We start from the raw sequence: 12843 nt of genomic DNA, 5'->3' as shown, positions 1-12843 counted from the left end.
ATCTTTTGATTTTGCTTTTTAAAAACCAGATCAAAAGATCGCAGCCTTCGGCAGCTCCTACAGGGGGCGGCATGTTATGGCGAGAATGGGGTAGCGGGGTTAGAGACAGAGCGGCCCACGCGGATAGCGCTTGAGCGCTTTGATCAGCTCATCACCCGGAATCGGCCGGTCGAACAGGTATCCCTGGCCGACGTCGCAACGATGCCGGCGCAGGAAGGCCAGTTGCTCGGCGGTTTCGATGCCTTCGGCGACGACCTTGAGTTTCAGGTTGTGGGCCATGGCGATCACGGCGGAGGTGATTTCCATATCGTCCTGGTTGTCGGGGATTTCGTGGATGAAGCTGCGATCGATCTTGATGATGTCGATCGGAAATTTCTTCAGATAGCTGAGCGACGAGTACCCGGTGCCGAAGTCATCCATGGCCAGGGTCAGGCCCAGGCGCTTGAGCTGGTCGAGCTGCAAATGCGTGTCTTCGGTAGCTTCCAGCAGCAGGCCTTCGGTCAGCTCGAGTTCGAGCAGATTGGCCGGCAGCGCTTCTTCCCTGAGGATGTTGGCGATCGAGGCGACCAGATCCGGATCAGAGAACTGTTTCGGTGACAGATTGATTGCCACCTGCAGATTGCCCAGGCCGGCAGCGGTCAAGGATTTGCTCATGCGGCACGCCTGACGCGCGATCCACTTGCCGATCGGAATGATCAGGCCGGTTTCCTCGGCGACGCTGATGAACTGATCCGGGCGAATCATGCCGCGCTCCGGGTGGTTCCAGCGCAACAGCGCTTCCATCCCCAGCAGACGACCGCTGCGCAGGCACAGTTTCGGCTGGTAGAACACGTCCAGCTCGTTCTGCGTCAGGGCGCGGCGCAGGTTGTTCTCGACGAACAGTTTGTAACTGGCCTCGGCGTTCAGCGCCTCAGTGAACACCTGCAACTGGTGTTTGCCGTTGGCCTTGGCTTTGTGCAGTGCCAGACCGGCGTTGCGCATCAGGGTTTGCGGATCGCGCCCGTGCAGTGGCGCGCAGGCCAGGCCCACGGAGCCGGTGACGCTGATCAGCTGATTGTCGACGAACATCGGCTTGTCGAGGGTCATCAGCAATTGACTGGCGATCTGCTGCCCGGCTTCAAGATCGGTGTCGTCGAGCAACACGGCGAACTCGTTACTGGCAAAACGCGCCAGACTGCCACTCGGGCTGAGGCTGTTGCGCAAGCGCCGGGCGAGGCTGATCAACAGTTTGTCGCCGGTCTGGTGACCGAGGCTGTCGTTGATCCGCTTGAAGTTGTCGATGTCCACCAGCAACAGGCTGATCGGCGTATCGCTGTCGCGGGCGAAGCGCTCATCGAGATTGCGGATGAATGCCGGACGGTTGCCGAGGTTGGTCAGGTTGTCGGTGTAGGCCAGGCGCTCGATGCGTTGCTGGGCCAATTTGGTCTGAGTGATGTCTTCGTAGATGCCGATGTAATGCGTCAGCTCACGGTTATCGCCATAGACCTTGGAGATCGACAGCTGGCCCCAGTACGGTTCGAGGTTCTTGCGTCGACTCTTGAATTCGCCCTGCCAGCTGTTGCTCTGGGCCAGCGCCGAAGGTGCGTCGAACAGCAGTTCGCTGAGATTTTCCAGCGCCGGCAATTCCGACAAGCGCTGACCGTGGACTTCCTCGGTTGTGTACTGGGTGATCGCGGTGAAGCTCGGGTTGACGTACTCGACCACGCCGTCGCAGTTGACCAGCAAAAAGGCGTTGGCGCTTTGCTCGACCGCGCGCTGAAACAGGTGCAGGGCGCTGGTGGCAGTGCGTCGGTTATGGTTGTTGATCACTTGTGCGAACTGGTCGGCCAGTTCGCCGGCAAAGGCGATTTCGTCGGACTGCCAGGCGCGGGTGACGCCGGTCTGTTCCAGGCACAACACGCCGACTACCTGGCCGTCGACGCGAATGCTGGCATCGAGCATGGCGTTGACGTCACGCGGACGCATCGCCTCGGCCATCTCGCGGGTACGCGGGTCGTGCATGGCGTTATGGGCATCGATGGCGCGGCTGCTGTGCAGGGCTTCCATGTAGTCGGGGAAGCCGCTGATATCGATCGGCTCCGGCAGGATGTATTCCTGGGTCGCGCGATGGTAAGCGGAGATCGGCAGCAAGCGCTGGCCTTCGAGGTTCCACAGGCTGGCGCAGTCGATCTCGTAGATATCGCAGGCGCAGCGGGTGATCAGTTCAGCGGCTTCCTGCAGCGAGTTGTGCGTGCTGTAGCGCTGGCGTGCGAGCAGCAGAATCAGATCCTGCTGGGCACGCACGCGCTCCAGATGCTGCAGTTGTTCCTGCTGGGCACGCTGGTTCAGCTCAAGGGCGATTTGCAGGCGCGAGTTCTGGGTTTCCAGATCCACCGAAGGCAGCGCCTGGGTTTCGTCGAACACCTCGTCGACCGCCAGCAGGTAGCCGCGCAGCAAATGCCGGTTGTGCTGTTTGTAGGCTTCACCCAGCTCGAGGATGTTCAACGCGCCGGCGGCGGTGTGCAGGGTGTAGCGCACGACGTAATGTGCGCTTTTGCTCAGTTGCTGCTGGATCGCATCGTGCAGTTGATAGCGCGCCTCGGGCTCCATCAGGCTGGCGTAAGGCGAGCCGACCAGTGCGCAGAGCTCGACGGCCGGCTGGCCAAACTGGCGTTCGCAGTTGGGATCGAGGAACAGCATTGCCCAACTCGCTTCATTCAAGCGCTCGAAACGCAGCATGCCGAGCCGCGAGGGCACAGGCAACTGCGTCACTACCTCGGCCGCCATACGGCTGGCGGCATCGGGCTGGCTCTTCATGAAGGAAACTCGCTTGGAAATATGCTGAATGCGCCGGGCTCTCGCCCTCTTGTCTGTTGGCTGCGGCAAGGTTGCATCATTGCGGCACCGACTGACAAGAGAGATGAAGGCCAAGTGCTATAAGAATATGTCGGCTGCAGTGAACATTTCTCCAGTGCACAACTGAAATGAGCAGAAGATCGCAGCTTCACGCAGCCCCAACAGGGTAATGCGCCTTGTGTAGGAGCTGCCGAAGGCTGCGATCTTTTGGTGTTTCAACGCAATTTCATACTGATCGACTGCAACTTCTTGCCATCGCGGTCATGGTAATTGACCAATATCTGATCAGCCTCAACGACCACATGCGCAAAATTGTCTTGGCTCACCACTGCACTGGTGAGCTCGTGCTGATAATCCCCTGCCGCCGTGCGCACCAGCGGTTGATCGAGGATAAACGTCGAGGCCTTGGCATACGGCAGCAATTTGCTGTTGTGCAGCGGCGAGGACACGATGGTGTGCACTTCGAAATCGGCGTCCTCGCTGTGAGACAGGCGACTGGTCAGAGAGCCATGAACGTCGCCGGAGACGAACACCACGTTCTTGATCCGGTGAGTGCGGATGGTTTCCAGCAGGCGCAGACGCTGTTCGGGAAATGCTTTCCAGGCATCGTCACCGTTGAACTTGCGATCGGGATAGAACATCACGCTGGTCACCACGAACTTCACTCGCGCCGGGCTATGGATCAGCCATCGCAGCAGGGCCTGTTCTTGCTCGATGTCGAGAATGCGCCGGTCATCCTTCGACAAGTTGCGTCGGGTGCGGCTGTCGGTGACGAACCAGGCGATATCGCTGTCGCCAAACTGATACCAGTAATGCTTCAACGTATCCCGGTCTATCTGACCCTTCTCATTACATGCATAAACCGGGCTGTGGCTGGCTTGATAAAGTTCATAAGCGGCCATGGCGTTGCGATATAAGTCCTCGTCCGCTGCGGTGGCATTGGCAGGCCAGTTATCTTCTATTTCATGATCGTCGAGCATCATGTAAGTCGATGTATTGGACATCAGTCGCTGAATATTCGGTTGCGAAAATGCCGTTCGATATTTCTTCAGGATGTCTTTGGCTTCGCGATCCGGAGCAATGACATTCAAATCATCTACATACACTTGATCTCCGGTCATGATCACCGCGCTGACGGGTAGATGACTGTTCTCGACCAGTCGATTGATCGAGCCAAAGATGCGGTCGCCCAGTTGCGGCAAGGAAGCGACGCCAGCGGTAATCCGTAGATAACGGCACGAACCGACGACAAACCCCCGAGGCTGGCTGGCTTTCGCGGTGCGGGTGCGAAAGCGGTAGAGCTGTCGCGGCCATTGCAATGGAAACTCAATGACCGTGTCGATGGTATGCACCGGATTCATCGGGCTTAACCAGCCGGCTTGATATTCGTATTCACAATCAGCTTCGAGATCCTGCAATACCAGTACACCCGACATGTCATTGGCCGGGTTCAAAAGTGCAAATACGCTGTTCGACCATTTTTCCGTGCCGGCCTTGCGAGCGCGAACTCCGGCAAATACACGTTTTTTGTCCTGTTGTTCGCCGCGCATGAAAATGCGCACTTCGTTAGTTGTCGCGTGGCCCACGATGGGGCCGATAGTCGGTTTGAACATGATCGATTCCGTTCGAGATTTTAATAAACAAGATTTAAATAAGCGGAGCGCGTTGAAGCAACTTTCCTGAGCAGAGGTTAGTTGGCCAGCGGCGGAAAATATTGGCGTTAAGTGGACCAGACCTGTGGCCGATGTCAGCGCAGGTTGTAGGAAAGAGGCGCGATCCGGTTTATTTCAGGCAAAAAAAGCCCCGTCAATTGACGGGGTTGAGGTACGAGCGTGTGGCGCTCGAAAGGGTGCAGCAAGCGGCCCTCCGTCGCCGGAGGGCCGTTTGAGTTACAGCAGGATGGTGCGGATGTCGCCCAACAGACTGCCCAGACGCTGAGTGAAGCGTGCCGCTGCAGCGCCGTTGATCACGCGGTGATCGTAGGACAGCGACAGTGGCAGCATCAGCTTCGGCTGGAAGGCTTTGCCGTCCCAGACTGGCTGGATGGTTGCCTTGGAAACACCAAGAATCGCCACTTCCGGCGCGTTGACGATCGGCGTGAAGCCGGTGCCGCCAATATGGCCGAGGCTGGAAATGGTGAAGCAGGCGCCTTGCATCTCGTCCGACGACAGCTTCTTGGTGCGGGCTTTCTCAGCCAGCGAAGCCGCTTCGGCTGCCAATTGCAGCAGGCTCTTCTGGTCGACGTTCTTGATCACCGGCACCAGCAGGCCATCCGGAGTGTCGACGGCGAAGCCGATGTTCACGTATTTCTTGCGGATGATCGCCTTGCCGCTTGGCGCCAGCGAACTGTTGAAGTCCGGCAGCTCCTTGAGCAAGTGCGCGCAGGTCTTGAGCAGCAGCGGCAGGATGGTCAGCTTGACGCCAGCCTTCTCGGCCACGGCTTTCTGCGCAACACGGAAAGCTTCCAGCTCGGTGATGTCCGCCGAGTCGAATTGCGTCACGTGTGGCACGTTCAGCCAGCTGCGGTGCAGGTTGGCGGCGCCGACCTGCATCAGTCGGGTCATCGGCACTTCTTCGATTTCGCCGAAACGGCTGAAATCGACCACCGGAATCGGCGGAATGCCCGCACCACCGGTAGCGCCGCCGGCAGCGGCCGGGGCTTCCTTGGCCTTCTGCATCATCGCCTTGACGTAAACCTGCACGTCTTCCTTGAGGATGCGACCGTGCGGACCGCTGGCGCCAACGGCGCTCAGCTCGACGCCGAACTCACGGGCCAGTTGACGCACGGCAGGGCCGGCGTGAACTTTCGCGCCCGGCTTGGCCGGTGCGGCGGCTGGAGCGGCGGCAGCAGGTGCAGCGGCCGGAGCAGCAGCGGCAGGTGCCGGAGCGCTCGGAGCTGCGGCAGCTGGAGCCGGGGCAGCAGCAGGGGCCGCGCCTTTGACTTTCAGCTTGAGGATCAGGTCGCCGGTACCGACTTCGTCATCCAGCTTGATGGAAACGCTTTCCACCACGCCAGCGGCAGGCGATGGGATTTCCATGCTTGCCTTGTCGGATTCCAGGGTGATCAGCGACTGGTCGGCTTCAACGGTATCGCCCGCCTTGACCAACACTTCGATGATCTTGGCTTTGCCAGCCGAGCCGATGTCCGGAACGTGGATGTCCTGAACGCTGTCGGCAACCGGTGCTGCTGGCGCGGCTGCCGGAGCAGGCGCAGCGGCAGCGGCCGGTGCAGCAGCCTGGGCCGGAGCGGCAGCCGCAGGGGCCGCAGCACCCGCCACTTCCAGATCCAGAATCAGGTCGCCAGTGCCGACTTCGTCGTTGAGCTTGACGCTGATGGCCTTGACCACGCCAGCGGCAGGCGACGGGATTTCCATGCTGGCCTTGTCGGATTCCAAGGTGATCAACGACTGATCAGCTTCGACGCTGTCGCCGACCTTGACCTGGATCTCGATGATCTGTGCCTTGCCCGACGAACCGATGTCCGGCACGTGCACTTGCTGTACCGAAGCGGCAGCAGGAGCAGCGGCAGGCGCGGCAGCAGCAGGTGTCGCAGCCGGTTTCTCTTCGGCTTTGGCAGGAGCAGCGGCAGGCGCAGGTGCCGCTTCAGCGGCGCCCTCGACTTCCAGCTCAAGCAGTTCGTCGCCTTCTTTCAGACGGTCGCCCAGCTTCACTTTCAGGCTCTTGATGACGCCGGCTTTCGGGGCCGGCACTTCCATGCTGGCCTTGTCCGATTCCAAGGTAAGGATGCTCTGGTCGGCTTCGATGCGGTCGCCGACCTTCACAAACAGTTCAATTACTTCACCTTCACCGCTGCCGATGTCAGGTACGCGAATGAGTTCGCTCACAAAATGTCTCCTCAGCAGTCCAGTGGGTTGCGTTTTTCCGGGTCGATGCCGAACTTGGCGATGGCTTCGGCCACAACCTTAGGTTCGATATCACCACGGTCAGCCAGTGCTTCCAGGGCTGCCAACACCACGAAATGACGGTCGACTTCGAAGAAATGACGCAGTTTCTTGCGGCTGTCGCTGCGGCCGAAACCGTCGGTGCCCAGGACTTTGAATTCCTTGGACGGTACCCACTGACGGATCTGCTCGGCGAACAGCTTCATGTAGTCGGTAGAAGCAATGACCGGACCTTTACGGCCGTTCAGGCACTCTTCGACGTAGCTCAGCTTAGGCTTCTGGCCAGGCTTGAGACGGTTGCTGCGCTCTACGGCGAGGCCGTCGCGACGCAGTTCGTTGAAGCTGGTAACGCTCCAGACGTCAGCGCCGATGTTGAACTCTTCACGCAGGATCTTCGCCGCTTCACGCACTTCACGCAGGATGGTGCCGGAGCCCATCAGCTGAACGTGGTGCGCCGCATCGCGAGTGTCTTCCTCGAGCAGGTACATGCCTTTCTTGATGCCTTCTTCGGCACCGGCCGGCATGGCTGGCTGCTGGTACGACTCGTTCATCACGGTGATGTAGTAGAAGATGTCCTGTTGCTCTTCGGTCATCTTCTTCATGCCGTCCTGAATGATCACCGCCAGCTCGTAGCCGTAGGTCGGATCGTAGGTGCGGCAGTTCGGGATGGTCGCGGCCAGCAGGTGGCTGTGACCGTCTTCGTGCTGCAGACCTTCACCGTTCAGGGTGGTGCGGCCAGCGGTGCCGCCGATCAGGAAGCCACGGGTACGGCTGTCGCCAGCGGCCCAGGCCAGGTCGCCGATACGCTGGAAGCCGAACATCGAGTAGAAGATGTAGAACGGCAGCATCGGCTGGTTGTGGCTGGAGTACGAAGTACCGGCAGCGATGAACGAGCTCATGGCGCCTGCTTCGTTGATGCCTTCTTCAAGGATCTGACCTTTCTGGTCTTCCTTGTAGAACATCACCTGGTCCTTATCGACTGGCTCGTAGAGCTGGCCGACGGAGGAGTAGATACCCAGCTGACGGAACATGCCTTCCATACCGAAGGTACGGGCTTCGTCCGGGATGATCGGGACGATGCGCGGGCCGATTTCCTTGTCCTTGACCAGTTGCGCGAGGATCCGCACGAAAGCCATGGTGGTGGAAATTTCACGGTCGCCCGAGCCATCGAGGATGGCTTTGAGGGTGTCCAGATCCGGAGTCGGTACGCTGAAGCTCTGCGCGCGGCGCTGTGGCACGAAACCGCCCAGTGCGGCACGGCGCTCGGCGAGGTAGCGGGCTTCGGCGCTGTTTGGCTCTGGTTTGAAGAACGGCAGGTTCTCCAGCTCTTCGTCCTTGACCGGGATGTCGAAGCGGTCGCGGAACAGCTTCAGGCTGTCGACGTCGACTTTCTTGGTGTTGTGCGCAGTGTTTTTCGCTTCGCCGGCACCGGTGCCATAACCCTTGATGGTCTTGGCGAGGATGACGGTCGGTTGTTCCTTGTGGTTGACCGCTTCGTGGTACGCCGCGTAGACCTTGTACGGGTCGTGGCCGCCACGGTTGAGTTTCCAGATCTCGTCGTCGGACAGATCGGCAACCATCGCCTTGAGTTCAGGCGTGTTGAAGAAATGCTCGCGAACGAACGCGCCGTCTTTGGCTTTGTAGTTCTGGTACTCGCCGTCGATGACTTCGTCCATGCGACGTTGCAGGATACCGTCGACGTCTTTGGCCAGCAGCGGGTCCCAGAAACGGCCCCAGATGACTTTGGTCACGTTCCACTGCGCACCACGGAACACGCCTTCGAGTTCCTGGATGATCTTGCCGTTGCCGCGAACCGGGCCGTCGAGGCGCTGCAGGTTGCAGTTGATGACGAAGATCAGGTTGTCCAGCTTCTCGCGGCCGGCCAGGGAGATCGCGCCCAGGGATTCCGGCTCGTCGCACTCGCCGTCGCCCAGGAAGCACCAGACTTTCTGTTTGCCCGGCTGGATGAAACCGCGGTGCTCCAGGTACTTCATGAAGCGCGCCTGGTAGATCGCCTGGATCGGACCCAGACCCATCGATACGGTCGGGAACTGCCAGAAGTCAGGCATCAGCCAAGGGTGCGGATAGGACGACAGGCCTTGACCATCGACTTCCTGACGGAAGTTGTTCATCTGGTCTTCGGTGATGCGGCCTTCCATGAATGCGCGGGCGTAAACGCCTGGCGAGGTGTGGCCCTGGAAGTAGATCAGGTCGCCGCCGTGTTCGTCGGTCGGGGCCTGGAAGAAATAGTTGAAGCCGATGTCATACAGGGTCGCACTGGAAGCGAAGCTGGAGATGTGACCACCCAGGTCCGAATCTCGCAGGTTCGTGCGCATAACCATGGCCATCGCGTTCCAGCGTACCAGCGAGCGAATGCGGCGTTCCATGAACAGGTCGCCAGGCATGCGTGCTTCGTGGGTAACAGGGATCGTGTTGCGGTAAGGCGTGGTGATCGCGTAAGGGAGCTGCGAGCCGCTGCGGGTCGCGAGTTCGCCCATACGGGTCATCAGATAGTGAGCACGGTCTTCGCCTTCTTTGTCGAGAACCGATTCCAGGGCGTCCAGCCATTCCTGGGTTTCGACGGGATCGAGGTCTTGCATGGCTTGCTCCAGGGCGGAAAGGCTTCCAGAATCGGTTGCCTGAGTTTGCGACTGGCCTTGTGGGCAGACGATTTAAAATTCTTGGATTGCCGACAGGTTGTTCCGGCGGCGTGTAGTTTTACTACAAATCGTCCGGCATTTCAGCCTTTCGAATGTATAGACGAGTAGTAAAACTACAGATGAAAGGCTTGTGGCCTCCGACTGCGTTGTGAGAATAATCGTTAAGGCGGGTCGATTTCCATCCGAATAAGGTGAAAGTTTGATGCTGGATGCCAAAGAAAAAGAAATTTCAGCTATTTCTAACTTTTGTTCGACAGTCCTTCACGTAGCGGGTTTTCATCATTCACTACAAGCGGCCCTTATTACGCCGATCAAGGATAGACCATGACCCTGCCCGTGCTTGCCGAACTGCCCGCCATTCTCCTGCCGTTGGTCAGCCGATCCGAGCAGTCGTTCCGTACGTCCGTCGCCGCCCTTGAAGACGATCACGGCCTGTCGAACTGGACGTCGGAGCGCTGGGCGCAATTCGCCCGCGTCAGCGCCGCCAGCGAATTTGTCATTGAACAGAGCATTCGTGACCCTTTGATGTTGCTGTCGCTGGTGGCGTCCGGCGAACTTGATCGGGCGTTCGCGCCCGGCGAACTGTGCGCACAGATCGCCGCCGCCGTGAACTGCGCGCAGAGCGAAGACGAACTCGGCCGCGCCTTGCGCCGCCAGCGTGCACGGCATCAGGTGCGGATCATCTGGCGCGACCTGACCCGTCAGGCCGATCTGGTGCAGACCTGCCGTGACCTCTCGGACATGGCCGACGCCACCATCGATCAGGCTTATCAATGGCTGTACAGCCGCCATTGCGAGCAATTCGGCACACCCACCGGCCGGCGCAGCGGTGAGCCGCAGCAGATGGTCATTCTCGGCATGGGCAAGCTCGGCGCGGTCGAGCTGAATCTGTCTTCCGACATCGACCTGATCTTCGCCTACCCCGAAGGCGGCGAAACCGTCGGCGTGAAACGCTCGCTGGATAATCAGGAATTCTTCATCCGCCTCGGCCAGCGTCTGATCAAGGCGCTCGACCCGATGACGGTCGACGGCTTCGTTTTCCGCGTCGACATGCGCCTGCGTCCATACGGATCGTCCGGTGCGCTGGTGCTCAGCTTCAACGCGCTGGAGCAGTATTACCAGGATCAGGGCCGCGACTGGGAACGCTACGCGATGATCAAGGCGCGGGTGGTGGCTGGCGATCAGGTTGCCGGCGCGCAGTTGCTCGATATGCTGCGGCCGTTCGTTTATCGGCGCTATCTGGACTTCTCGGCGATCGAAGCGCTGCGCACCATGAAGCAGCTGATCCAGCAGGAAGTGCGCCGCAAAGGCATGGCCGACAACATCAAGCTCGGCTCCGGCGGCATTCGTGAAGTCGAGTTCATCGCTCAGGCCTTTCAGTTGATCCACGGTGGCCGCGATCTGAGCCTGCAACAGCGTCCTCTATTAAAGGTGTTGAGCACGCTGGAAGGGCAGGGCTATCTGCCGCCGGCGGTGGTCAGTGAACTGCGCGAGGGTTACGAGTTTCTGCGTTACACCGAACATGCCATTCAAGCGATTGCCGACCGTCAGACGCAGATGCTGCCGGACAGCGCGCAGGATCAGGCGCGCATCGCCTTCATGCTGGGTTTCGCCGATTGGCCGGCATTCCACGAACAGCTGATGTACTGGCGCGGGCGCGTGGCCTGGCATTTCGCCCAGGTGATCGCTGATCCCGACGAAGAAGAGGGCGGCGAAAGCGAAGTGGTGGTCGGTGGTGAATGGCTGCCGCTGTGGGAGGAAGAGCAGGACGAGGAGGCCGCGTGCCGGCAGTTGCAGGAGGGCGGTTTCGTCGATGCCGGTAAAGCCCTGAAGGCGCTGGCCGGTTTGCGCGGCAGTCCGCAACTGCGCGCGATGCAGCGGCTGGGGCGCGAGCGTCTCGATGCTTTTATTCCGCGACTGCTTGCGCAAGCGGTGGAGCATGACAATCCCGATCTGGTGCTCGAGCGCGTGCTGCCACTGGTGGAAGCGGTGGCGCGGCGTTCGGCGTATCTGGTGTTGCTCACGGAAAACCCCGGCGCGCTGCGCCGCCTGCTGACCTTGTGTGCGGCGAGCCCGTGGATTGCCGAGCAGATCACGCGCTTCCCGCTGCTGCTCGACGAATTGCTCAACGAAGGTCGGCTGTTCAAGCCGCCGCTGGCGCCGGAACTGGCGGCCGAGTTGCGCGAACGCCTGACGCGAATTCCCGAGGACGACCTCGAGCAGCAAATGGAAGCCCTGCGCCATTTCAAACTGGCGCACCGCTTGCGCGTCGCCGCCTCGGAAATCGCCGGCAGTCTGCCGTTGATGAAAGTCAGCGATTACCTGACCTGGCTGGCCGAGGCGATTCTCGAACAAGTGCTGGCCCTGGCCTGGCGGCAGACCGTGGCCAAGTACGGCACGCCGCTGCGCACCGACGGTACGCTGTGCGATCCCGGCTTCATCATTGTCGGTTATGGCAAAGTCGGCGGTATCGAATTGGGGCATGGTTCCGATCTGGATCTGGTGTTCATCCATGACGGCGATCCGCAGGCGGAAACCGACGGGCCGAAATCCATCGACGGCGCGCAGTTCTTCACGCGCCTGGGGCAGCGGATCATTCACCTGCTCACAGCGCAGACCAACTCCGGTCAGCTGTATGAAGTGGATATGCGCCTGCGACCGTCCGGCGCTTCCGGGTTGCTGGTGAGTTCCCTCGGCGCGTTCGCCCGCTATCAGGAAAATGAAGCTTGGACGTGGGAGCATCAGGCCTTGGTGCGCGCGCGGGTGCTGGTGGGCAGTCAGGATGTTGGCCAGGCCTTCGAAAAAGTCCGTGCGCAAGTATTGGGCAAACCTAGGGATCTGGCCAAGCTGCAACAGGAAGTCAGCGAGATGCGCGCCAAGATGCGCGACAACCTCGGCACCCGCAGCACCGCAGCCGGCACGGCGGCGAATGCGTTCGACGCGGGCGTGCCGTTCGACCTCAAGCAGGACGCCGGAGGTATCGTCGATATTGAATTTATGGTGCAATACGCGGCCCTGGCGTGGTCGCACAGCCATCCGCCGCTGCTGCGCTGGACCGATAACATCCGCATTCTGGAAGAGCTGGAACACGAAGGGCTGATGCCCGCCGAAGATGCCAGTCTGTTGCGCGAGGCCTACAAGGCCTACCGCTCCGCCGCCCACCGGCAGGCCTTGCAGAAGGACGCCGGGGTGATACCGGGCGACCAGTTTGCCGACGAACGCCGGCAGGTTTTGCGGATATGGAAAGAGATGGGGCTAAGCTGAAAAAGCGCCAATGAAGACAATGAGATTCAAAAGGTGGGAGCGAGCCTGCTCGCGAACGCGGAGTGTCAGTCAACAGCAATGTTGAACGTGCCGGCCCCTTCGCGAGCAGGCTCGCTCCCACAGTGATCTGCGCTGAGCGCAGTAATGTGAACAGATGCAAAACAATGTAGGAGTGAGCCTGC

6 protein-coding genes are annotated in these 12843 nt (G+C 60.1%); 2 read left to right on the top strand and 4 right to left on the bottom strand.

Going from position 1 to position 12843, the window contains the following annotated elements; all coding sequences use genetic code 11:
- Window positions 1-99 precede the first annotated feature (99 nt).
- The 4 genes from ACV8MC_RS04365 to aceE form a co-directional block, all read right to left on the bottom strand.
- Complete coding sequence (locus tag ACV8MC_RS04365; RefSeq protein ID WP_056787453.1) at window positions 100-2796, bottom strand: putative bifunctional diguanylate cyclase/phosphodiesterase; 2697 nt, start codon at window positions 2794-2796, stop codon at window positions 100-102.
- 254 nt (window positions 2797-3050) lie between these two features.
- Complete coding sequence (locus ACV8MC_RS04360; protein ID WP_457264577.1) at window positions 3051-4448, bottom strand: alkaline phosphatase D family protein; 1398 nt, start codon at window positions 4446-4448, stop codon at window positions 3051-3053.
- 276 nt (window positions 4449-4724) lie between these two features.
- Window positions 4725-6680 (bottom strand): dihydrolipoyllysine-residue acetyltransferase, encoded by a 1956-nt coding sequence (aceF, locus tag ACV8MC_RS04355; RefSeq protein ID WP_150638331.1) that lies wholly within the window; start codon window positions 6678-6680, stop codon window positions 4725-4727.
- Window positions 6681-6691: 11 nt separating this feature from the next.
- Complete coding sequence (aceE, locus tag ACV8MC_RS04350) at window positions 6692-9337, bottom strand: pyruvate dehydrogenase (acetyl-transferring), homodimeric type (protein ID WP_024011316.1); 2646 nt, start codon at window positions 9335-9337, stop codon at window positions 6692-6694.
- A 262-nt stretch (window positions 9338-9599) separates the two neighbouring features.
- Between aceE and ACV8MC_RS04345 the strand changes: the two genes are divergently transcribed.
- Both ACV8MC_RS04345 and glnE read left to right on the top strand, forming a co-directional pair.
- Entirely contained in the window at window positions 9600-9725 is a 126-nt protein-coding gene (locus ACV8MC_RS04345) for a hypothetical protein (protein ID WP_263596264.1), read from the top strand.
- On the top strand, window positions 9722-12661 hold the full coding sequence (gene glnE, locus ACV8MC_RS04340) for a bifunctional [glutamate--ammonia ligase]-adenylyl-L-tyrosine phosphorylase/[glutamate--ammonia-ligase] adenylyltransferase (RefSeq protein ID WP_150638329.1): 2940 nt from the start codon (window positions 9722-9724) through the stop codon (window positions 12659-12661). The genes ACV8MC_RS04345 and glnE overlap by 4 nt, the downstream gene beginning before the upstream one ends.
- The last annotated feature ends 182 nt before the right edge of the window (window positions 12662-12843 follow it).

This window comes from Pseudomonas sp. PK-RTE-24, from assembly GCF_054052265.1.
The sequence above is the reverse complement of the archived record's forward strand: the minus strand, read 5'-3'. Positions and strand labels throughout refer to the sequence as shown.